This window comes from Sphingobium chungbukense, assembly GCF_001005725.1.
GTDB lineage: Bacteria > Pseudomonadota > Alphaproteobacteria > Sphingomonadales > Sphingomonadaceae > Sphingobium > Sphingobium chungbukense.
In genome coordinates this window covers 58,913-81,934 of record NZ_LBIC01000003.1, presented here as the reverse complement: position 1 = coordinate 81,934, position 23,022 = coordinate 58,913, and the positions used below count along the sequence as shown (strand labels likewise).

The window sequence follows — 23,022 nt, the reverse complement described above, 5'->3', positions numbered from 1 at the left end:
CCGCAATGATCGGTCATGGCCGACGCGATCAATCCACAAAGCTTCAGTGATTCCCTGGTCATCCTGGGTGCGGCGGGACTGGTCATTCCCGGCTTTGCCCGGTTCCGGATCAGCCCCGTCATCGGTTTCATCCTGGTAGGACTGGCGGTCGGTCCATCCGGACTGGGCGCGTTGGTCAGCCAATATCCGTGGCTCTATCATGTCACCATTTCCAACAGGGCAGCCATTGAACCCTTTGCGGAACTCGGCGTCATATTGCTGTTGTTCTCCATTGGACTGGAACTCAGCTTCCGGCGCCTCTGGACCATGCGGACGCAAGTATTCGGAGTAGGTGCCGCAGAATTGATCGGCGGCGGTACATTGATCGCCGCCGGGCTTTACATATTGGGCCAATCCCCCGCGGGAGCATTTGGCCTGGGGCTCGCGCTCGCCCTGTCATCAACGGCGGTGGTGCTTCCTATGGTCGGGACGCAAAGCGCGGTCGGCCGTGCCGCCTTTTCCATGCTGCTTTTCGAGGACCTCGCGCTCGTCCCCATCATCTTCATGCTGGGCGCGCTTGCACCATCGGTGGCGGCCAGCCCCGATGGTCCGTGGAGCGAACTGGCCGATACATTGCTCAAGAGCGGCATCACCATTGCCGTCATGCTGGTTCTGGGGCGCCTGTGCCTGCCGCACATCTTCCGCCAGGCCGCACGCACCAAAAGTCCCGAAGTCTTTCTCGCCGCCAGCCTGCTGGTGGTCATCGTCTCCAGCCTCGCTACATCGATCGCAGGTCTGTCCCCGATCGTCGGCGCCCTCCTTGCCGGCCTGCTGATCGCCGAAACCGACTATCATGGTGAGGTTGAAGTGATGACCGCCCCGTTCAAGGGCCTTGCTCTCGGGGTGTTCCTGATCACCGTCGGCATGGGGCTCGATGTGCGGGTCATCCTCGCCAATTGGCCGAGCCTCATATTGGCTGTGGCGGGCGTCGTGCTCGCCAAGACGATCGTCACCGCCGCGCTGCTCTACATTTCCGGGGCGCGAAAGGGTGTTGCCCTCGAGGTCGGCGTGCTGATGGCCAGTCCGTCGGAAACCACGCTGATCGTGCTTTCCGCGGCGGCCGCCGCGCAATTGATCCTGCCCTCGACGGCCACATTCTGGCAGATCGTGACCGCAATCGGCCTCACCATAACCCCGCTTCTGGCGCGACTGGGGCATGATATCGCCCGCCGGCTGGAAATGGCGCTGGGCGAAGAGGCCGTGGAAGTCAGCGAGGACCATGCCGAAGCCGCCGCCGTGGTCATCGGCTTCGGCCGGGTCGGGCGGATGGTCTGCGACCTGCTGGTCCTGCACAAGCAGCGGTTCATCGTCGTCGAATCGGACCCCGATGTCGTCGCGGAGGCGCGGCGTGACGGATACCCGATCCTGTTCGGCGACGTATCGCGAACCGAAATGCTGGACAAGCTGAGGCTGGGCCACGCCCGTGCGCTGATCCTGACCATGGACGATCCCGTGCTGTCCGTACGTGTCACCAAGCGGGTGCGGGGTTGGGTGCCGGATCTGCCCGTCATCGCCCGAGCGCGCGACACCGATCATGCAGCCCAGCTCTACAAGGCCGGGGCGAGCGATGCGGTGCCGGAAACACTGGAAAGTTCGCTCCAGCTTGCCGAGACGGCGCTCGTCGACCTGGGGGTCGCGATGGGACCGGTGATCGCTTCCATCCACCAGACTCGCGAAGACTTGCGGATGGGGATCAAGGAGGCCGCCCAACTGGAAACCGCGCCGAAGCTGCGGCGGTTGCGGCCGGATGAGGTGCCTTAAAGTTCATTCGGCGGGCTGAAGACGGACCAGCCGGTACGGCGCGCCAGTTCTTCCAGCGCCAGCGTTCCAAGCTGGCTGTTGCCATTTTCATTGAGGCCGGGCGCCCACACCGCGATCGAGGCACGGCCGGGCACGATCGCCAATATGCCGCCACCGACTCCGGATTTGCCCGGAATGCCCACGCGGAAGGCGAAATCGCCGGATGCGTCATAATGACCGCAGGTCAGCATCAGTGCATTGATGCGCTTGGCGCGGCTGGAGGAAACGACCCGGCCACCTTCGGGGTGCCGGCCGTCGAGCATCAGATAACGGCCCGCCAGAGCAAGCTGACGGCAGCTCATCTCGATCGCGCATTGATGGAAATAGCTGCCCAGCACCAGATCGGCCGCATGGCGGACATTGCCGAAGGCGCGCATATAATTGGCAAGCGCCATGTTGCGGAAACCGGTCGCGGTTTCGGAAGCCGCGACGGTTTCATTGATGGCGATGCTGTCATCGCCCGCCAGATAGCGCACGAACCGAAGCATTTCGCCAATCGCCACGCGCGGTTGATGACCGCCCAGATTGACGTCGGCAACGACGATGGCGCCCGCATTGATGAACGGGTTGCGCGGGATGCCCTGTTCCTGCTCCAGTTGGACGATGGAGTTGAAGGCATTGCCGGAGGGCTCCCGCCCCACCCGCTCCCAGAGTTGGTCGCCGACCTTGCCGAGAGCAAGGGTCAGGGCGAAAACCTTGGAAATGGACTGGATCGAAAAGCCTGTGTCGGCGTCGCCGCCGGCGATCAGGCGGCCATCGGCGGTGGCGACGGCGATACCGAACTGGCCGGGATCGATCTTGGCCAATTCAGGAATGTAACTGGCGACCGTGCCGCGATCCTCCCGGTCCGCTGCATGAGCGACGATTTCGGAGAGTATGGCGGGCAGGTCCATGGGGGTATGATCAGCTTTTCCGGACAGGATCGGGCATCATCAATGACACGGTTAGCGGCATAGCGCATGGCCGGTCCCGTAGGACAGGCTTTTATATCATGAAGGCCCGGCGGTTGGGACGAGCTTCCGTTCCGAGCAGCTTCATTGCCGTTTTTCCGGCCGTTTTACGCCAAAGTTCACAGTGTATGCGCGCGCGTGCCCGCGCGCGCGTATGCATGGTGGTGCGTTTTTTTTAAAGAGCGATGCGGCATAATCCTGTGGGTATGGAATAGGACAGACAAAATGCTGTCCTCCTGAAGAAAATAGGATGCTTTTCGAGAATGCTGTAGCTTTAGGGCCACGGATGATCCCTAGCCCATCATCTAGGCACCGATCCGATCATTAAAGCGAGGTCTGAAAACGACCACTTGCAGACTTTTAGGCATGGTGTGAAAATGCCTAGATGCGGACATTCCTTTTACCCTTCATCGCTTTAACATCTTGCGGATCAGGACCGATAAAAATCGCTGCGGATCGGTGCTGGACTGTATCGGCCGGCGATCAGGTGGAAGGCACAGCGATACTTCATGCCTATGCTGAGCAGGGTTGCATCGAATGCGGCGCCTATCTCACCTCCGATCAGTGCCCCGGAACAACCGATTTTGCCACAGCCAATGAAGCCGTCGATGGGGCGTATGACAGAATTGTTCATACCTCTCGCCCTGACAAAAACGGGTTTATCGAGCAAAAGGTGCGTTTGTCTGGTCAGGTCATCGCAAACGGTGCGACGGGAAAACCAATGATCCAAGCTGAGCGCTTAGAATTGCTTGAATAGCGCCATTCGCCTCCAAAACCGGACTATCGCCAAACCACCCCATTGCAGCGTTCCCTATATTCGCTTCGCTCACAGCGCTGCCCTGCGCCCTGAGAGAGTGGTGAGTGCCTCTCTTCCAGAGCCAGAGGAAAGTTATGGTATGACTTATGCCGGAACGTTGGCGAGGGTGGCCTTGACCGCTTCGATCGCGGCATGCGCCTTGTCACCTTCGGGCCCGCCGCCCTGGGCCATGTCGGGACGGCCGCCGCCGCCCTTGCCGCCAAGGGCCTCGACGCCTGCGCGGACGAGGTCGACGGCACTGATGGTTCCCACCAGGTCGTCGGTAACGCCGACCGCAATGCTCGCGCGGCCATCGACCACGGCGAGCACGGCAGAGACGCCGCTGCCGAGCGTCGTCTTGTTCTGGTCGACCAGGCCGCGCAGTTCCTTGGGGTCGAGGCCTTCGATCACCTGACCGATGAAGTTGATCGCGCCGACCTTTTCCGGGCCAGCGGCCTGAGCGGAACCGCCGCCGCCGAGCGCCAATGCCTTCTTCGCTTCAGCCAGTTCGCGTTCGAGCTTGCGGCTCTGTTCGACCAGTGCGGCGATGCGGGCGGGGACCTCTTCCGGCGTCGTCTTGAGCGCGGCGGCCGACTGGCGCAGGCGCTCTTCGCGGTCGGAGAGCCAGAGGCGCGCCGCTTCGCCGGTCAGTGCTTCGATACGGCGGACGCCGGACGAGACGGCACTTTCCGAGATGATCTTGAGGATCGCGATGTCGCCGGTAGCGCGGACATGGGTGCCGCCGCACAGTTCCACCGAATAATTGTGCCCATTATCCTGACCGTCGCCCTTGCCCATCGACAGGACGCGGACTTCATCGCCATATTTTTCGCCGAAGAGGGCCATGGCGCCTGCGGCGATCGCGTCGTCCGGGGTCATCAGGCGCGTGGTGACCGCTTCATTGTGGCGGATCTGCTCATTGACCTGGCTTTCGACCGCGGCGATCTGGCTATGGGTCAGCGCCTCCGGGTGCGAGAAATCGAAACGCAGGCGTTCCGGCGCGACGAGGCTGCCCTTCTGCGTCACATGCGCGCCCAGTTCGTTGCGCAGCGCGGCGTGCAAAAGATGCGTGGCGCTGTGGTTGGCGCGGATGCGGTCGCGGCGGTGGGTGTCGACGCTGAGATGCACCGTGTCGCCGACCTTGATCTTGCCCGCGCCGACCTTTGCCTTGTGGGCGTGGAGGCGGCCCAAGGGCTTGGCGGTATCTTCGACGTCTGCGACAAGGCCAGCCTGCGAACTGATCGTGCCGGCGTCGCCCATCTGGCCACCGCTTTCGCCGTAGAAGGGCGTCTGGTTGGTGATGATGGTGACTTCATCGCCCGGCCCGGCGGCGTCGATGCGGGCGCCGTCCTTCACCAGCGCGAGCACTTCACCCTCGCCCACGGTCGCGGTGTAGCCGATAAACTCGGTGCTGCCGGTGCTTTCTGCGATGTCGAACCAGATTTCGTCCGACGCCTTTTCGCCCGATCCCTTCCATGCGGCACGGGCGGCGGCCTTCTGCTCGGCCATCGCCTTGTCGAAGCCGGTCCGGTCGACGCCGAGGCCACGCGAGCGCAGCGCGTCTTCGGTCAGGTCATAGGGGAAGCCGTAAGTGTCGTAGAGCTTGAAAGCGGTTTCGCCCGGCAGCGTGCCGCCTTCCGACAGGTCGGTGGTGGCTTCGTCGAGCAGCTTCAGGCCGTTTTCCAGCGTCTTGCGGAAACGGGTTTCCTCGCGCAGCAGCGTTTCCTCGATCAGCGGCTGAGCGCGGACCAGTTCCTGATAGGCGCCGCCCATTTCTGAGACGAGGCTGCCGACGAGGCGGTGCATCAACGGTTCCTTCGCGCCGATGATGTGCGCGTGGCGCATGGCGCGGCGCATGATGCGGCGCAGCACATAGCCGCGGCCTTCATTGGCGGGAAGCACGCCGTCCGCGATCAGAAAGCTGGTCGAACGGAGGTGGTCCGCAATGACGCGGTGGCTGGCCTTGAACTCGCCATCGATGGCGGTTTTCGTGAGCGCGCCCGATTCCTCGATCAGCGCCTTGAAAGTGTCGGTGTCGTAATTGTCATGGACGCCTTGCAGCACCGCCGCGATGCGCTCCAGACCCATGCCGGTGTCGATGCTGGGTTTGGGCAGTTCGCTGACGATCTCATTCGCTTCCTGCTCATATTGCATGAAGACGAGGTTCCAGATCTCGACGAAGCGGTCGCCATCCTCCTCCGGACTTCCCGGAGGGCCGCCCCAGATATGATCGCCATGGTCGTAGAAGATTTCCGAGCAGGGACCGCAGGGGCCGCTGTCACCCATCGCCCAGAAATTATCCTTGGTGGGGATGCGGATGATCCTGTGCTCAGGGAGCCCGGCGATCTTCTTCCAGAGGTCGAAGGCTTCGTCGTCGGTGTGATAGACGGTGGCGGTGAGTTTCTCCGCCGGAATGCCCCATTCCTTGGTCAGCAGGGTCCAGGCGTGGGTGATCGCCTGTTCCTTGAAATAGTCGCCGAAGCTGAAATTGCCCAGCATTTCGAAGAAAGTGTGGTGGCGCGCAGTGTAGCCGACATTGTCGAGGTCGTTATGCTTGCCGCCGGCGCGGACCGACTTCTGGCTCGACGTCGCCTTGTTGTAGGGGCGGGATTCGAGGCCGGTGAAGACATTCTTGAACGGCACCATGCCCGCATTGACGAACATCAGCGTCGGGTCGTTGTGCGGCACCAGAGGCGCGGACGGAACGATGGTGTGGCCGTTGGCCCCGAAATAGTCGAGGAAGGAGCGGCGAATGTCGTTGGTCGAGGTCATGCGGGCGATTTAGTGGGAAGCGCTCCAACGCACAAGCGGGGCTTTTCGTCGTTTATGGGAATATCAGTCGATGGGGTTCTCGATTGAGGCAGGCGGCCGGGAAAACCAGATGGGGCCGGTGGCGCCCATGTGGAAGCAATCCTCCAGTCGGATGCCCATGACGCCGGGCAGGTAAAGGCCCGGTTCGTTCGAGAAGCACATGCCTTCGCCGAGCGGCATTTTCTCGTCATGGACGAGGTTGACGGGCTCGTGGCCCTCCATGCCGATGCCATGGCCGGTGCGGTGGGACAGGCCCGGCAGTTGGTAGCCGGGGCCGTAGCCGAGGCTCTCATAATAAGCGCGGACGGCATCATCGACCGTGCCCGCGGGCGCACCGATTCTGGCGGCGGCGAAGGCGATTTTCTGGCCCTGGGCGACTTCGTTCCAGACCTTGCGTTGCTGGGGCGTGGGGGCGGCGGCGTGGATGAAGCTGCGGCTGATGTCGGATTGATAATCCTCGACCGTGCAGCCGCAATCCATGAGGACGACTGCGCCGGGCGTGACCTTCTGGGGCTTGCCGCTGCCATGGGGATAGGCGGCCGCTTCACCGAGCAGGATGAGGTTGAATTCGGTCTTGCCGCCCAGCGCCGTGGTCGCGGCGTCCATCAGCGCGGCAATGTCCTGGCGGGACATGCCGGTCTTGATCCGCGGATAGGTCCAGCGATAGGCGGCGAGCGTGACGTCGGCGGCCTTTTGCATCAGGGCGATTTCGGCGGGCGTCTTGCGCATGCGCAGGGCGCGGGTAACGGGATCCTTTTCGATCCGGGCCTGCGGGAGCGCGGATTGAAGGCCGTCGACGGCGAAATAGCGGACGCTTTCCTCTATGCCGATACGGGATTGGGCGAGGCCTTTTTCTTTCAGATAGGCGGCGATGACGGCATAGGGGCTTTCATGTTCCTGCCAGACGCGGGTTTCCGCTTCGATGCCGAGCGATTCGTCGACCGAGGGGCGTTCGAAAAAGGGGCAGACGATGATCGGCGCGCCCTCCGCCGGGATGATGGCGGCGGTCAGGCGCTCGCTGCGCCACCAGCGCACGCCGGTATAGTAGATGAGGCTCGCGCCGGGTTCGACGATGAGGGCCCCGATATTCCGGGCGCGCATGGCTTGCTGCGCACGGGCGAGGCGGGCGGCGCGTTCTTCGCGGCCGATCGGGATGACATCGGTCGTGAGGGGCTTGAGCGATTCGGCAGCGCGTTCCTGCGCGAAGAGACGCGGGCTGGCGAGGAGCAGGCCGGTGAGCGCTGCGCCCTGCTGGAGAAGGTGACGGCGGTGGAGAAGAGGCATGGGCTTTTGGTGCCTCTTCCCCACCGGATTGGCAAGATCAGGCCGCCGCCTTGGCCAGTGCTCGATATTTGTGGAGCAACGGTTCGGTATAGCCGTTGGGCTGCGCGACCCCTTCGAACACCAGGGCGCGGGCGGCCTGCCAGGCGAGGCTTTCCGGATGGCCGCTCATCGGCCGGTAGAGCGGATCGCCCGCATTCTGGGCATCGACCTTGGCGGCCATGCGGGTGAAGGCGGCGTCGACCTGTTCGCTCGTGCAGACGCCGTGGAGCAGCCAGTTCGCGATATGCTGCGAGGAAATACGCAACGTGGCGCGGTCTTCCATCAGGCCGATGTCGTGGATGTCGGGAACCTTCGAGCAGCCGACGCCCTGGTCGATCCAGCGGACGACATAGCCGAGGATGCCCTGCGCGTTATTGTCCAGTTCCTGCGCGATCTCCTCCTCCGACCAGTTGCGGCCCTGCGCGACCGGGATGGTCAGGAGCTTGTCCAGAGGCGCGATCGCTTCCATCTTCCGCTCGGCCTGGCGGGCGAAAACGTCGATGCCGTGATAATGGGTCGCGTGCAGCGTGGCCGCCGTCGGGGACGGAACCCAGGCGGTGTTGGCGCCGCTCTTGGGATGGCCGACCTTCTGGTCCAGCATGTCGGCCATGCGGTCGGGCGCGGCCCACATGCCCTTGCCGATCTGGGCGCGGCCCGAAAGCCCGCAGGCAAGGCCGATCTGGACGTTGCGGTCTTCATAGGCCGTGATCCAGTCGCTGCTCTTCATCTCGCCCTTGCGGATCATCGGACCGGCGCGCATCGACGTGTGCATTTCATCGCCGGTGCGGTCGAGGAAGCCGGTGTTGATGAAGACGATGCGGTCCTTCACCGCCTCTATGCAGGCGGCGAGGTTGGCCGAGGTGCGGCGTTCCTCGTCCATGACGCCGACCTTCAGCGTGTGGCGGCCGAGGCCGAGCAGGTCCTCGATCGCATCGAACAGCCGGTTGGTGAAGCCGACCTCTTCGGGGCCGTGCATCTTGGGCTTGACGATATAGATGCTGCCGGCGCGGCTGTTGCCGCCTTCGCGCTTCAGGTCGTGCAGGGCGATCAGCGTGGTGACGATGCCGTCCAGAATGCCTTCGGGCGCTTCCTGACCGTTGGCGAGCAGGACGGCGGGCGTGGTCATCAAATGACCGACATTGCGGACGAAGAGCAGGCTGCGGCCCGCCAGTGTGAAGTGGCCGCCGTCGGGCGCGATATAGCCGCGGTCGGGGTTGAGGGCGCGGGTCATTCGCCGGCCGTTCTTCTCGAACGTGTCGGTGAGGTCGCCCTGCATCAGGCCGAGCCAGTTGGAATAGGCGGCGACCTTGTCCTCCGCATCGACGGCGGCGACCGAGTCTTCCAGATCGCAGATCGTGGTCAGCGCCGATTCCAGGATGACGTCGGCAATGCCTGCCGGGTCGTCCCTGCCGATCGGGTGGGAACGGTCGATGACCAGCTCGATATGCAGGCCATTGTGCCGCAGCAGGATCGCCTTGGGTTCTGCCGGATCGCCGCTATAGCCGACGAAACCGTCCGCCGGCCGCAGGCTGGTCGCCACGACACCATGCCCTTCCCGGAGATGCAGGTGCAGTTCGCCGTTCCAGACATGCAGCCGGACGATGTCGGCCCAGCCTGCATGCCCCTTCAACGGAACGGCCCGGTTCAGGAAATCCTTCGCCCAGCCGATGACCTGCGCGCCGCGTTCCGCATCATAGCCCTTGCCCGTCGCCGTGCCGGGAATCGCGTCCGTGCCGTAGAGCGCGTCATAAAGGCTGCCCCAGCGCGCATTGGCCGCGTTCAGCAGGAAGCGGGCGTTGAGGATCGGGACGACCAATTGCGGTCCGGCGAGGCGGGCGACCTCATCGTCGACATTCTCGCTGCCGATCTGGAAGGGCGCGGGTTCGGGGACGAGATAGCCGATCTCGCGCAGGAATCCCTGATAGGCCGCGCCGTCGATGGGCTGCCCTGCCCTTTCCTGATGCCAGGCGTCGACCTGTGCCTGGATCGTGTCCCGCTTGGCCAGCAGGGCGGCGTTTTCCGGGGCGAACTGCGCGAAGATCGCGGCGGTGCCCTGCCAGAAAGAGGCCGCTTCGATCCCCGTGCCGGGAAGAGCGCGCTCCTCGATGAAGCTGGCAAGCTGCTGCGCGACCTTCAGGCCTGCGCGATCGGTCATGGTCATGAGGTCATCTCCTTTGGGGCGGGACCATAGACGGATTGCATTATAGCGTGTAGACGCCATTATTGGAATTCAGACTTTCTTCTGGTGAAACAAATGATGGACCCGGATTATGACCTGTTCGCGACCATCGTGGACGAAGGGGGCATGGCGGCGGCGGGACGGCGGCTGAACATCTCGCCCGCCATGGTGTCGAAACGGCTGGTGCGGCTGGAGGACCGGCTGGGGACGAGGCTTATTCACCGGACCACGCGGCGGCTGGCTCTGACGCCCGCTGGCGAACGGCTGCATGAGGATCTGCGCGACATATTGGCGGCACTGGATGAAGCGGAGCGCCGCGTGTCCGGCACGTCGGCGGAGGCGGCGGGAACGCTGAGGGTGACGGCGCCGACATCCTTCGGGCGCATGCATGTCGCGCCCTGGCTGGAGCGGTTCCTGGACGCGCATCCCAAGGTGCGGATGCGCATCGACCTGTCGGACGATTATGCCGACCTGCTGGCGACGCGGGCGGACCTGGCGATCCGCATCACCGCCGATCCGGGACCGGGGTTGTCCGCCCACCGACTGGCGACCAACCGGCGCGTCCTGTGCGCGGCGCCGGCCTATCTGCAACGGTTCGGAACACCGGAAAGCGTTGCCGATCTGCGCAGGCATCGCCTGCTCGCGGCGGACGGACAATTGCCCTGGCGGCTGAGCGGGCCGGCCGGATCGATCGCGGTCGAGGGCGTCAGCCATGTCCGCACCAACAGCAGCGAGATGGTCCGCGAACTGGCGATGGCGGGCGTGGGCATTGCGCTGCGATCCCTGTGGGACGTGAGCGACGCGCTGGAGCGCGGCGATATCCGCCAGATCATGCCCGATCATGAAGGGTCGGCGGACGTCGGCCTCTATGCCGTGCACCTGCCGCAGAGCAATCCGCCCCTCGCCATCACCGCCTTCGTCGATTTTCTCATCCAGCTCTACGCCCCCAGCCCCCCCTGGGAGCGCTCCACCATTGCCCCTCCCGAAAAGCAACTCTAAGGCCCCTGTCATGGACGAAAACACCCGCCGCGCCGCCCTGGACTATCACCGCTATCCGCAGCCCGGAAAGCTGAGGATCGAACCGACCAAGCGCATGGTCAACCAGCGCGATCTGGCGCTGGCCTATTCGCCCGGCGTCGCCGCGCCCTGCGTCGACATTGCGCAAGACCCCGAAAAGGCGATGGACTATACCGCGCGGGGCAATCTGGTCGCGGTGATCTCCAACGGGACGGCGGTCCTGGGGTTGGGCGCGATCGGCGCGCTGGCGTCCAAGCCGGTGATGGAGGGCAAGGCCGTGCTCTTCAAGAAGTTCGCCGATATCGACGTGTTCGATATCGAGGTGGACACGACCGACCCGGAGAAGTTCATCGAGGCCGTCGCCCTGCTGGAGCCGACATTCGGCGGCATCAACCTGGAGGATATCAAGGCGCCGGAATGCTTCGCCATCGAGGCGGCGTTGAAGAAGCGGATGAACATTCCCGTCTTCCATGACGACCAGCACGGCACGGCCATCGTGGTGGCGGCGGCGGTGCGCAATGCGCTGGTGTTGCAGGGCAAGACGCTGGCCGACGCCAAGCTGGTGACATCCGGCGCGGGTGCGGCGGCGCTGGCCTGCGTCGACCTGCTGGTGTCGATGGGCCTGCCGATCGACAATGTGACGCTGACCGACAAGGATGGCGTCATCCATTCGGAGCGCGAGGGCATGTTGCCGAACATGGCCCGCTATGCCCGCACCACCAATGCGCGCACCCTGCCCGACGTGCTGCCGGGCGCAAACCTGTTCCTGGGCCTGTCCGCGCCGGGCGTGCTGAAGCCGGAATGGCTGCCGTTGATGGCGCCCAATCCGCTGATCTTCGCGCTCGCCAATCCGGAGCCGGAAATCCGCCCGGAGGCAGCGCGGGAGGCGCGGCCCGACGCGATCATCGCCACGGGCCGCTCGGACTATCCCAATCAGGTCAACAATGTCCTGTGCTTCCCCTATATCTTCCGGGGGGCGTTGGATGCACGCGCGACCGAGATCAACGAGGCGATGAAGGTCGCCGCCGCAGATGCCATCGCCAATCTCGCCCGCATGCCCGCCCATGACAGCGTCGCGCAGGCCTATGGCGGGCGCAAGCTGGTGTTCGGGCCGGACTATATCATCCCCACCCCCTTCGACCCGCGCCTGATCGCGGAGATCGCCTGCGCCGTCGCCAAGGCGGCAATGGATAGCGGCGTCGCCAAGAAACAACTCGACCTTGAGGTCTACAAGCGGCAGTTGATGCAGCAGAATGCCCGCTCGGCCCAGCTCATGCTGCCGGTGTTCGAGGCGGCCCGGGGTGCCCAGCGCCGCATCGCTTATGGGGAAGGCGAGGATGATCGCGTGCTGCGCGCCATTCAGGACGCGCTGGACGAAGGCATCGTCCGCCCGGTGATCGTGGCGCGGCGGCGAATCCTGAAGGAAAAGCTGCCCAATCTCGGCCTTCGCTTCGAACTGGACCGCGACGTCGAGGTGATCGATCCGGAAACCGATCATCTGCTGATGGGCGAATTGGTCGAGGGCTATCGCGCCGTCGCCGCGCGCAAGGGGGTGTCTGGCGCCGAAGTAGTCCGCCATGTCTATCGCCGGCCCAGCGTGACCGCCGCCATGTTGCTGCGCACCGGGCGGGTCGATGCGGCGCTGGTCGGCGGCAACAGCGACTATTGGGGTGAAGTGGAACATGCGCTGCGGATCATCGACCGCACGCCGGGCAACAGCCGCGTCTACGCGCTGTCGGGCCTGATCCTGGATGCGGGCGCGCTGTTCATCACCGATACCCATATGGTGCCCGATCCGACGCCGGAACAGATCGCCGAAATGACGCTGCTGGGCGCGACGGAACTCAAGCATTTCGGTTTGACGCCCCGCGTCGCGCTGCTGTCCCACTCCAATTTCGGGGCGTCGCATTCGCCCAGCGCGCGCAAGATGCGCGAGGCGTTCAAGCTGGTGAAGCAGGCCGCCCCCGAATTGATGGTCGATGGCGAAATGCACGCCGATGCGGCGCTGAGCCAGGGCCTGCGGGAGCGGTTGATCCCGGATTCGCGGTTCGAGGGTTCAGCCAATCTACTGGTCATGCCCAATCTGGATGCGGCGAACATCACGCTCACGGCCTTGTCCGCTTCATCCAGTTCTCCGACGGTCGGGCCGATGCTGGTCGGTCTGGCCCAGCCGATCCACGTGCTGACACCCGGCGTGACGGCGCGCGGCATCCTGAACCTGACCGCCATCGCGGCGGCGGAGGTCGAGCGCGAGGGCTGAAGCCTTAACCTTTTTCTGCCATGAGCCGCCCAAAGATCGCTAAGGACGGTTCATGGCAGGACGGGTTTCGACCGGAGTGAAGCTGGCAATCGGGGGCGGCGCGGCCGCCGTGCTGCTGTTGCTCGGCCTGTCGATCGGGCGTGGGCGCGACCTGGAGCCCGGAAAGCCGGACCAACCCACGACCACGCGGACCGTCGCGAAGCAAGCCCAGCCGAAGCAAGACCAGCCGGTCGAACGCACCCGTGCCCAGCCCGTCGCGGTCGATCCCCATGCGCTGATGGTGAAGCGCGTCCTGCCGATCGACGGCCCCTTCCGCCATGGCGATTATGTCTGGGACGAGGGCGGCGCGCCAGCGACCGGGCCGGTCATCATCACCGTCGACCTCAAGGCGCAGACATTGTCCGTCTTCCGCGCAGGCTATGAGATCGGGTCGGCGGTCATCATCTATGGCGCGGACGACAAGCCCAGCCCGCTCGGCGCCTTTCCGATCATCCAGAAGGATGCCGACCATTACAGCCGCACCTATAACAATGCCCCCATGCCCCACACGTTGCGGCTGACCAGCGACGGCGTGGCCATCCATGGCAGCGACGTGCAATGGGGCAATGCCACCCATGGCTGCATCGGCGTGCCCAAGCCGTTCGCGAAAAAGCTGTTCGGCGTGACGAAGCTGGGCGATCTGGTGGTCATCACCAATGGCAAGAGGCTGGACACGAGCCATGCAAGCTGAGTTGCGGCACGCGCTGACGCAACTGCGATAAAATCATGCCGTCTTCGGCTTGATTTTGCCAGGTAACGCTATCATGTGCAGGCCTTAACCCCTATCGCATCGCAACATGGAGCAGCCGATGGCGCAGGCCGATCGTGCGGTTCACCCCGCTCTCGTCATTCTTGCGCTCGCCATGGGCGCCTTCGCCATCGGCACGACCGAATTTGCGGCGATGAGCCTGCTGCCCTTTTTCGCGGGCGACCTGCGGATCAGCGAGCCGATGGCGGGCCATGCCATCAGCGCCTATGCATTGGGCGTGGTGGTCGGCGCGCCGGTCATCGCCGTGCTGGGCGCACGGCTGCCGCGACGGACGCTCTTGATCGGGCTGATGGCCCTGTTCGCGATCGGCAATGGCCTCAGCGCCCTTTCGCCCGACTACACGACCATGCTGATCTTCCGCTTCCTGAGCGGCCTGCCCCATGGCGCCTATTTCGGCGTGGCGGCTTTGGTCGCCGCGTCCCTGGTGCCCAGTGACCGGCGCGCGCTGGCGGTGGCGCGGGTCATGACCGGCCTCACCGTCGCGACCGTGATCGGCGTTCCGGTGGCGAACTGGCTGGGACAGGCGCTGGGATGGCGCTGGGGCTTCGGCGTCGTCGCGCTGCTGGCGGTGATCACCATGACGCTGGTGGCGCTCTACGCGCCGCGCGATGCCGGCGATCCGCAGGCCAGCCCGATGCGGGAACTGGGCGCCTTCAGGGAACCGCAGGTGGTGCTGACGCTGCTGACCGGGGCGATCGGTTTCGGCGGGTTGTTCGCGGTCTACACCTATGTCGCGTCCACCATGATTTCCGTGACCCATGTGTCGGAGCGGCTGGTGCCGCTGGTGCTGGCGGTGTTCGGTATCGGCCTGACGATCGGCAATCTGGTCGCGGCCTGGGCGGCGGACCGGGCGCAGAGCCGGACAGCCATCATCGTGCTGCTGTGGAGCGCCGGATCGCTGGCGCTATTCCCGCTGATGGCGGGGAATATCTGGAGCCTGTCACTGGTGATCTTCCTGATCGGCGCTGGCGGCGGTCTGGGCAGCGTGTTGCAGACGCGGCTGATGGACGTGGCGGGGGATGCGCAGACGCTGGCGGCGGCAGCGCATCATGCCGCCTTCAATCTCGCCAATGCGCTGGGGCCCTGGCTCGGGGGGATGGCGATCGCTGCGGGCTATGGGCTGACCTCGACCGGGTGGATCGGCGCGGCGCTGGCATTGGGCGGGCTGGCGATCTTCCTGTTCACACTGGGCCTGCATCAGCGGTCGATGCGACTGGCGACCGTTCCCTGCGAATAGATGGCGGCCCGCTTCCGGTTAATCGGCCTGACAGAGTGGACCGCCGCTGCTGTCGCGTAACTGCAAGGCGGATGCGACATCGCTCGTCACGCGCGGGAAGCTGACGCCTTCCAGCGTCCCCCGGCCCTTGCAGACATCCGCGCATTTCATGTCGACCACGCCGGGCAGCGATATCTGGTCGCCGTCATATTGGGCCACCACGATGCAATGATCGCTGCGGGAAAAGCTGAGGATCAACTTGTCGCCCGCGCGGCGCGCCGATCCCCTGCCCACGCAGCTTTGATCCTCGCCGAAGGTTGCTTCCAGGCCGAAACGATAGTCGCCATTCTTCGCCGGGATCACGCAGAGGGCGTCGCGGCCCGCCTCATGGGTGCGTTGGTAGAGGCCGATGGCCGGGATTTTCGCGGCATCGGCGATCACGCCGGTTTCGATGGCCGCGCGTTCGAGCCCCGAACTGGTCTGGACGCCCGTTTCATGCCGCTCAGGAGACGCAGCTTCGCGCTGGCATGCGGCGAGCAGGAACAGCGCGCAAAGGCTAGTCAGCCGCATCGGCGCTCGGCTCAACCGGCGTCAGGCCGTCCGGGCCGATGTGGCGGAAGAAGCAGGACCGCGCGCCGGTGTGGCAGGTGGGACCGGCCGGGACCGCCTTCACCCAGACCGCATCCTGATCGCAATCGATGCGGAGATCGCGGACTTGCAGCATGTGGCCGGAGGTCTCACCCTTCTTCCAGAGCGACTGGCGGCTGCGCGACCAGAAATGGGCAAGGCCCGTGTCGACCGTCAGCTTCAACGCCTGCGCATTCATGTGCGCGACCATCAGCACCTCGCCGCTGTCCACATCGGTCACGACGGCGGTGATCAGGCCGTCCCTGTCATATTTGGGATTGAGGGTCAGCCCCATGTCGCGCGCATCATCCATGGAGGCGCTATAGAGCGCGCCGGGCTTCATGCGAAGCCCTGATTATCAAGGGATAAGAGAGAAAATGGGGCGATCGACGGGATCCGAACCCGCGACCTCCGGTACCACAAACCGGCGCTCTAACCAACTGAGCTACGATCGCCACAGGGGCGTTTGCCCCGAGAGAAGGGCCACATATGCGGCCCATACCCCGCCGTCAAGCGGCCTGATCGGAGAAAATGGCGCGAGGCAAAAATAAAAAAGAAAAGGGGCGAAGAGCTGGGCGCCCTCCCCCCTTTTCCAACCCTTCAAATCAGCGCGCGCCACGGGAGTCTCAACTCCCTGCTGCTGCGCCATTCTCTCCGTAAAACTTTCGCCAACCGCGATGCCGGCTCTGGAAACTGGCAAGGGCGCCCGTGCAGAAGAGCGCCCTTGAAACTCTTAGTTAACCGAGTCCTTCAGGCCCTTGCCGGCCTTGAACTTGGGCTGGGCCGAAGCCTTGATCGTCATGGTTTCGCCGGTGCGCGGATTGCGGCCGGTAGAGGCCTTGCGCTGCGAAACGGAAAAGGTGCCGAAACCGACCAGGCGAACTTCGTCGCCCTTCTTGAGCGCCCCGGTGATCGCGTCGAAAACGCCTTCGACGGCCTTGCTAGCGTCGCTCTTGCTCAGGCCGCTGCTTTCAGCGACCGCGCCGATAAGATCCTGCTTGTTCATGCCTTGGGAACCCCCTTCTAGCTGGTTGGATAAGTTTAGGAATCGCGGCGTAGGCGCGGCAATAAGGCCCAGCTTTCGGGGCTTGTCAAAGGGAAAGCGGCGTCAGCGGCTACTCAGACAAGATTTTAAGCCAAAACCTCGTCGAACAACCGCCGAACGCCGCTTTCATCACCCAGATCAATGCCGGATGGAGGCTTCCCCATCCCGGCCCTGCGCCGGACTGGGTTGGGCAGCGAGATCATCTTCCTCCGTCCAGGCGATCGCCTCCGGCTTGGAGATCAGCGCGCGGGCCAGCACCTCATCGACATGGGACACCGGAACGATCTCCAGCCCTTCCTTGATATTGGCCGGGATCTCGGCGAGGTCCTTCTCATTTTCCTGCGGGATCAGCACTGTCTTGATACCGCCGCGCAGCGCCGCGAGGAGCTTTTCCTTGAGGCCGCCGATCGGCAGCACCCGCCCGCGAAGGGTGACTTCGCCGGTCATCGCCACATCCTTGTGAACCGGGATGCCGGTCAGCGTCGACACGATGGTCGTCACCATGCCGATGCCCGCCGACGGACCGTCCTTGGGCACCGCGCCTTCGGGAAGATGGATGTGGATGTCCTTGCGGGTGAAGATGCTGGGCTTGATCCCGTAACCGGGCGAGCGCGCCTTCACGTAGGAGAAGGCCGCCTGAACGGACTCGTTCATGACCTCGCCCAGCTTGCCGGTGGTCCTGATCGCGCCCTTGCCGGGCACGGTCACCGCCTCGATGGTCAGCAGTTCGCCGCCCACCTCGGTCCACGCCAAGCCCGTCACCGCACCGATCTGATGCTCTTCCTCGCCCACACCGTGGCGGAATTTCCGCACGCCGGCATAGTCCGCCAGATTTTCCGGCGTGATCGTCACCTTCGCATAGGCGCCTTCGAGGATCTTGCGCAGCGCCTTTCGGGCGAGGCGCGCCACCTCCCGCTCCAGCGTGCGGACGCCGGCTTCGCGGGTATAATAGCGGATGAGGTCGCGGACCGCTTCCTCGGTGACTTCGAACTCGCCTTCCTTGAGGCCATGGGCGTCGATCTGCTTGGGCAGCAGGTGCCGCTGGGCGATCTCGACCTTCTCATCCTCGGTATAGCCCTCGAGCCGGATGATCTCCATGCGGTCGAGCAAGGGCTGCGGCAAATTCAGCGAGTTGGCGGTCGTCACGAACATCACGTCCGAAAGATCGACATCGATCTCCAGATAATGATCCTGGAACTTGCTGTTCTGTTCGGGGTCCAGCACCTCCAGCAGCGCGGAAGCCGGATCGCCCCGGAAATCCTGACCCAGCTTGTCGATCTCATCCAGCAGGAAGAGCGGGTTCATCGTCCCGGCCTTCTTGAGGTTGGTCACGATCTTGCCGGGCAGCGAGCCGATATAGGTCCGGCGGTGGCCGCGGATTTCCGCTTCGTCGCGCACGCCGCCCAGCGACTGGCGTACGAATTCGCGGCCCGTGGCTTTCGCGATGCTACGGCCAAGCGAGGTCTTGCCGACGCCCGGAGGGCCGACGAGGCACAGGATCGGCCCCTTCAGCTTGTTGGTGCGCGCCTGAACGGCCAGATATTCGATGATCCGGTCCTTGACCTTCTCCAGCGCGAAATGATCCTCGTCCAGGATCGCCTGCGCCTTTTTGAGGTCGGTCTTGACCTTGCCCTTCTTGCCCCAGGGCAGGCCGAGCAGCACGTCGAGATAGTTGCGCACGACCGTCGCTTCGGCGGACATGGGCTGCATGCCCTTGAGCTTCTTCAGCTCAGCCGTCGCCTTGGCGCGGGCTTCCTTGCTGAGCTTGGCCTTGGCGATCTTCTCGGTCAGTTCGGCAAGCTCGTCGCCTTCCTCGCCTTCGCCATTGCCCAGCTCGCGCTGAATCGCCTTCAACTGCTCGTTCAGATAATATTCGCGCTGGGTCTTCTCCATCTGCCGCTTCACGCGGCCGCGAATCTTCTTCTCGACCTGGAGCACGCCGAGTTCGCCCTCCATGAAGGCGAAGACCATTTCGAGGCGCTTGACCGGATCGGCCTCGACCAGCAGCGACTGCTTGTCGGCCACCTTGACGTTGATGTTGGCGGCGATCGCGTCGGCCAGGCGGCCCGCATCCTCAATCTCGCGCAACTGCACCGGCGTTTCGGCGGGCAGCTTCTTGTTGAGCTTGGCGTAATTTTCGAACTGCTCGGCCACCGAACGCATCAGCGCGGCGGCTTCCGGCCCTTCGGCGGCCAGTTCCTCGACCTCGGTCACATCGGCAACCATATGGCCATCGGCATTGGCGATGCCGCCAAGCCGGGCGCGCTGCTTGCCCTCCACCAGCACGCGGACCGTGCCGTCGGGCAGCTTCAGCAATTGCAGGACCACGGCTATGACGCCGGTATCGTAGAGCGAATCCTGACCCGGATCATCCTCTGCGGGGTCGAGCTGGGAAACGAGGAAGATTTCCTTGTCGCCTTCCATCGCCGATTCGAGCGCGGACACGCTTTTGTCGCGGCCTACGAACAGCGGCACGATCATCTGCGGGAAGACGACGATGTCGCGCAGGGGAAGAAGGGGATATTGCGTAGTCATTCACTCTCCGGGGTGTTCATTCCACCCAGTCATGCGGTTCATCGCCTTTATGGGGATGCTCGTCGCATGGTTCAATCATGCCTTATCGATCCGGAATGATGAATAAGGGCTGATCTGCCACAGTTTTGATCAGAAAGGCAGCTTGAAGCCGGGGGGCAGCGGCAATCCGGCGGTCATCTTGCCCATTTCGGCGCTGGAAACTTCATCGGCCTTTTTCCGCGCATCGTTGAAGGCGGCGGCGATCAGGTCCTCCAGCATCTGCTTTTCCGACACGGCCAACAGGCTGTCGTCGATGGAAACGCCGGTGATGCGCCCCTTGGCCGAAGCGCGGACCTTCACCAGGCCGCCGCCTGCCGCGCCCTCCACCTCGATCTTGTCGAGATTGTCCTGCGCGCGTTGCAGTTCCTCCTGCACGCGGCTCGCCATGCCCAATATTTCGTTCAGATCCTTCATTGCTCTGCACTCCATTGTTCAAGCTCATCGCTGAGCTCGGCATCGGGGAAAGCGGCCATCGCCGCCTTGACCACCGGGGTTTCCATGATGTCCGCGCGGGTCTCCGCCGCCTTGCGCATCTCCTGTTCCAGCAGGGTCGGCGCGGCGGGCCTTCGACCGGGGTGACGCGCCAGGCCGTTCCGGTGACCTCGCGCAGGGCCGGGGCCAGTCGTCCGGCGAAATCCGACGGCAGCGAAGGCGCCGGCACATAGTCCAGTTCCGGAGGGGTATAACGGACAACGCCGACGCAATCATGCAGTTCCTGCGCGAGCTGCCCCTTGCCGCGCTGCCAGAAGGCTTCGATCAGTTGCTCGAAGCTGGCGGGGAGTTGAGTGGCGGGCGCGCCTGACGTCGCCGCCGCTGCGGGCGCCTGACCGGCGGTGGCAGCAGGAACACCTTCGCGCAGCAGGCGGGCGATCTCGCCCGGATCGGGCATGGTCGCCGCGTGCATCACGCGCAGCAGCGCCATTTCACAGCTTTCGATCGGGAGCGCGGCGCTCGCGACCTCGTCATGGCCCTTGAGCAGAAGCTGCCAGAGGCGGTGCAACGGCGGGAAACCCAATTGCGAGGCCCAATCGGCCAGCGCTTCGCGTTCCTCGGCGGACTGGCCAGGATTGGCGATGTCGCGCCCCGCCTTGACCAGCGTGACGGCATGGACCAGTTCGAGCAGCCCGCGCATCAACGACAGCGGCTCGACGCCCAGCGCATATTGGTCGCGGACGGCACCGAGCAGTGCGCCGGTGTCACCCTCCAGCAAGAGCCCCAGCAGACGGCGGGTCGATCCGCGATCGGACAGGCCCAGCATCTCGCGGACCTGAGCAGCGGTGACCATGGGCGCGCCTTCGCCCATTTCCGCATGGGCGATCGCCTGGTCGAGGATCGAGAGGCCGTCGCGGGCGGAGCCTTCGGCGGCCTGCGCGATCAGGGCCAGCGCATCGGGCTCGGCGGCGACCGATTCCGCCTCGACCACATGGGCGAAGTGGGAAGCCAGCAGTTCCGCCGGGATGCGGCGCAGGTCGAAGCGCTGGCAACGCGACAGGACAGTCACCGGCACCTTGTTCACTTCGGTCGTGGCGAACAGGAATTTCACATGCGCGGGGGGTTCCTCCAGCGTCTTCAGGAGCGCGTTGAACGCGTTCTTGGACAGCATGTGGACTTCGTCGATGATGTAGATCTTGTAGCGGGCCGAGACGGCGGCATAGCGCACTGCCTCGATGATCTCGCGCACGTCGTCGACGCCGGTATGGCTGGCGGCGTCCATCTCCACCACGTCGATGTGGCGGCCTTCGGCGATCGCCATGCAGGGTTCACAGACCCCGCAGGGATCGATCGTGGGACCGCCCTGCCCGTCCGGGCCGATGCAATTCAGCGCCTTGGCGATCAGGCGGGCGGTGGAGGTCTTGCCCACCCCGCGCACGCCCGTCATCAGGAAGGCATGGGCCAGGCGCCCGCGACGGATGGCATTGCCCAGTGTCTGGACCATGGCATCCTGCCCGATCAGTTCGCGGAAATTGCGCGGGCGGTATTTGCGCGCGAGGACGCGATAGGGCTGGGGTGAATCGGACATTCGGTCAGTCTAGCGGCTTGGAGCGAGGCTGTCGAAGCCGGAAAGCCTTTGAAGGGCGGGATTTGTTTCGCCGCCGGATGCGACCGGCCGACGCCGCGATCATGTGGAGGTGGGAGCCGGAACGACCCGCAGCGAAATCACTGTGGCTGCTTCCGTCAGGACCTGACCAGGTTCGCGACGACTACGTCCGCCCGACTCCCGGCGCGGCATATGGCGAAAGGTGCAAGGGAAGGCAAGGGCCTAGAAGATCGACTTCCGGCGAGGCGGATTTCATTCGAGTCCCGTTTTCTGCGCCTTTCTAACGAAATCCAGGGCTGCGCGGGCGGTTTCGGCGATCGCGGCCTCGGCCCCCTTGGCATCGACGGTGGGCCGGTCGAGATAGATGGCGAGGATATATTCCTCGCCCGAAGGGGCCTTCACCAGGGCGACGTCATTATAGGCCGTACCGCAGCTTCCGGTCTTGCTGCCGGAAATCCAGTCCTTGGGAAGGCCCGCCTTGATGCGGTTGCCGCCGGTGGTGCTGGCATTGAGCCAGCCGCGCAGCTTTTCGGCGCTTTCCGGCTTCAGATCACGGAAGATCAGGCGGCCCATCAGGCCCGCCATGGCGGCGGGGCTGGTGGTGTCGCGCTCGTCACCCTCGGCATTTTCATTGAGAGCCGGCTCGGTGCGGTCGAGGCGCGTCACCATATCGCCGTGGGCGCGGACATATCGGGTAAGGCCTTCAGGGCCGCCGATCATCGGGAGCAGCAGGTTCGCGGCACTGTTGTCGCTGACTTCCACCGCGGCGGCGGCCAGCTCCTCCATCGACATGCGGCCGCGCTTGGCGTTCTTCCTGACGACCGGGGCATAGTCGAGGAGGTCGGCCTTGGTGAAGCTGATCTGGCCTTCGAGCCCGAATTTGCCGCCTTCCGCGCCCGTCAGGACGGCGGCGGCGAGCGGCGCCTTGAAGGTCGAGCACATGGCAAAGCGCTCATCCCGGTTGAAGCCCAGGATCAGCGCCCCCTTGCTGTCGACCAGCGCCACGCCCAGGCGGCCGCCGGTTTCGGCCTCGATCTCCTTGGGATTGCGAACGGATTTCATCGCCGATTCGCTGACCATGTAACGTGGCGCGGGCGGCAGAAGCGACTGGCGCGGGGTTTCCTGCTGCGCCGACGCCGAGGCCGCGAGCAGCAGGGACGCGAGAATCAGGCGCTTGGGCAAAATTCACATCCCCTGCATATTGTTGAATTCGCCGGGAATGCGGACCGTCAGGCTTTCAAGCTTCTCATCCAGCACGATCTGGCAGGACAGGCGACTGGTACGGGTCGCGGCGGCGGCGAGGTCGAGCATATCTTCCTCATCCTCGCTAGCCTTCTTGAGCTTCGCGAAATCGGCGGCATCGACGATCACATGGCAGGTGGAGCAGGCCATCTGCCCCTCGCAGGTGCCTTCCAGCGGTTGGCCGGCCGCCTGGGCGACATCCAGCAGGACCGATCCCGCCGGCGCTTCGACTTCCTGCTTATGCTCTCCATCCGCACTGATGAAGACTACCCTGGTCATGGTGCGACGTTCCCCGAT

The 23,022-nt window shown here is 64.4% G+C and carries 17 protein-coding genes, 1 tRNA gene, 1 other RNA gene and 1 pseudogene; 6 read left to right on the top strand and 14 right to left on the bottom strand.

Annotated features, from left to right (window positions below):
- Positions 1-15 precede the first annotated feature (15 nt).
- A complete protein-coding gene (locus YP76_RS06310) occupies positions 16-1,800 on the top strand; it encodes a cation:proton antiporter domain-containing protein (protein WP_046762769.1) in 1,785 nt (594 codons plus the stop codon).
- Here YP76_RS06310 and YP76_RS06305 read toward each other — a convergent pair.
- On the bottom strand, positions 1,797-2,732 hold the full coding sequence (locus YP76_RS06305; protein ID WP_046762768.1) for a glutaminase: 936 nt from the start codon (positions 2,730-2,732) through the stop codon (positions 1,797-1,799). The two genes, YP76_RS06310 and YP76_RS06305, sit on opposite strands and share 4 nt — an antisense overlap.
- 442 nt (positions 2,733-3,174) lie before the next feature.
- Here YP76_RS06305 and YP76_RS27630 point away from each other — a divergent pair, with 442 nt between their 5' ends.
- The gene (locus tag YP76_RS27630) at positions 3,175-3,546 is read left to right on the top strand and encodes a hypothetical protein (protein WP_157035686.1); all 372 of its coding nucleotides are present in this window, start codon (positions 3,175-3,177) and stop codon (positions 3,544-3,546) included.
- A 144-nt stretch (positions 3,547-3,690) separates the two neighbouring features.
- On the opposite strand, the gene alaS is transcribed toward YP76_RS27630, so the two are convergent.
- The 3 genes from alaS to YP76_RS06285 form a co-directional block, all read right to left on the bottom strand.
- On the bottom strand, positions 3,691-6,357 hold the full coding sequence (gene alaS, locus YP76_RS06295; protein ID WP_046762766.1) for an alanine--tRNA ligase: 2,667 nt from the start codon (positions 6,355-6,357) through the stop codon (positions 3,691-3,693).
- 63 nt (positions 6,358-6,420) lie between these two features.
- Positions 6,421-7,680, bottom strand: coding sequence for a M24 family metallopeptidase (locus YP76_RS06290; RefSeq protein WP_046762765.1), 1,260 nt, complete (start codon positions 7,678-7,680; stop codon positions 6,421-6,423).
- A gap of 37 nt (positions 7,681-7,717) precedes the next feature.
- The gene (locus YP76_RS06285; RefSeq protein WP_046762764.1) at positions 7,718-9,880 is read right to left on the bottom strand and encodes a malate synthase G; all 2,163 of its coding nucleotides are present in this window, start codon (positions 9,878-9,880) and stop codon (positions 7,718-7,720) included.
- A gap of 93 nt (positions 9,881-9,973) precedes the next feature.
- Between YP76_RS06285 and YP76_RS06280 the strand changes: the two genes are divergently transcribed.
- The 4 genes from YP76_RS06280 (at position 9,974) to YP76_RS06265 (ending at position 15,220) form a co-directional block, all read left to right on the top strand.
- Complete coding sequence (locus tag YP76_RS06280; protein ID WP_046762763.1) at positions 9,974-10,897, top strand: LysR family transcriptional regulator; 924 nt, start codon at positions 9,974-9,976, stop codon at positions 10,895-10,897.
- Between the two features lie 10 nt (positions 10,898-10,907).
- On the top strand, positions 10,908-13,175 hold the full coding sequence (locus YP76_RS06275; protein ID WP_046762762.1) for an NADP-dependent malic enzyme: 2,268 nt from the start codon (positions 10,908-10,910) through the stop codon (positions 13,173-13,175).
- Positions 13,176-13,227: 52 nt separating this feature from the next.
- Positions 13,228-13,905 (top strand): L,D-transpeptidase family protein, encoded by a 678-nt coding sequence (locus YP76_RS06270; RefSeq protein ID WP_046762761.1) that lies wholly within the window; start codon positions 13,228-13,230, stop codon positions 13,903-13,905.
- Positions 13,906-14,023: 118 nt separating this feature from the next.
- On the top strand, positions 14,024-15,220 hold the full coding sequence (locus YP76_RS06265) for an MFS transporter (RefSeq protein WP_084733060.1): 1,197 nt from the start codon (positions 14,024-14,026) through the stop codon (positions 15,218-15,220).
- A gap of 18 nt (positions 15,221-15,238) precedes the next feature.
- Here YP76_RS06265 and YP76_RS06260 read toward each other — a convergent pair whose 3' ends face one another.
- From YP76_RS06260 to YP76_RS06220, 10 genes and pseudogenes are all read right to left on the bottom strand, one after another.
- Complete coding sequence (locus YP76_RS06260) at positions 15,239-15,769, bottom strand: hypothetical protein (protein ID WP_046762759.1); 531 nt, start codon at positions 15,767-15,769, stop codon at positions 15,239-15,241.
- Positions 15,756-16,139 (bottom strand): phosphoribosyl-AMP cyclohydrolase, encoded by a 384-nt coding sequence (hisI, locus tag YP76_RS06255; RefSeq protein WP_046763249.1) that lies wholly within the window; start codon positions 16,137-16,139, stop codon positions 15,756-15,758. The genes YP76_RS06260 and hisI overlap by 14 nt, the downstream gene beginning before the upstream one ends.
- A 65-nt stretch (positions 16,140-16,204) precedes the next feature.
- A tRNA-His gene (locus YP76_RS06250) sits at positions 16,205-16,281 on the bottom strand.
- A gap of 278 nt (positions 16,282-16,559) precedes the next feature.
- A complete protein-coding gene (locus YP76_RS06245) occupies positions 16,560-16,832 on the bottom strand; it encodes an HU family DNA-binding protein (RefSeq protein ID WP_013846598.1) in 273 nt (90 codons plus the stop codon).
- Positions 16,833-17,009: 177 nt separating this feature from the next.
- Positions 17,010-19,406, bottom strand: coding sequence for an endopeptidase La (lon, locus tag YP76_RS06240; RefSeq protein WP_046762758.1), 2,397 nt, complete (start codon positions 19,404-19,406; stop codon positions 17,010-17,012).
- 129 nt (positions 19,407-19,535) lie between these two features.
- The gene (locus tag YP76_RS06235; protein WP_046762757.1) at positions 19,536-19,859 is read right to left on the bottom strand and encodes a YbaB/EbfC family nucleoid-associated protein; all 324 of its coding nucleotides are present in this window, start codon (positions 19,857-19,859) and stop codon (positions 19,536-19,538) included.
- Positions 19,856-21,465 (bottom strand): annotated as a pseudogene (locus tag YP76_RS06230) (DNA polymerase III subunit gamma/tau). Before YP76_RS06230 ends, YP76_RS06235 begins: the two are co-directional and overlap by 4 nt.
- 105 nt (positions 21,466-21,570) lie before the next feature.
- Positions 21,571-21,668, bottom strand: an RNA gene (gene ffs / locus YP76_RS26915) — signal recognition particle sRNA small type.
- A 67-nt stretch (positions 21,669-21,735) separates the two neighbouring features.
- Positions 21,736-22,638 carry an SGM family class A beta-lactamase gene (gene blaSGM, locus YP76_RS06225; RefSeq protein WP_408640431.1) on the bottom strand — a complete coding sequence of 301 codons (903 nt, stop codon included), beginning with the start codon at positions 22,636-22,638 and terminating at the stop codon, positions 21,736-21,738.
- A gap of 30 nt (positions 22,639-22,668) precedes the next feature.
- Complete coding sequence (locus YP76_RS06220) at positions 22,669-23,004, bottom strand: 2Fe-2S iron-sulfur cluster-binding protein (protein WP_046762755.1); 336 nt, start codon at positions 23,002-23,004, stop codon at positions 22,669-22,671.
- Between the last annotated feature and the right edge of the window lie 18 nt (positions 23,005-23,022).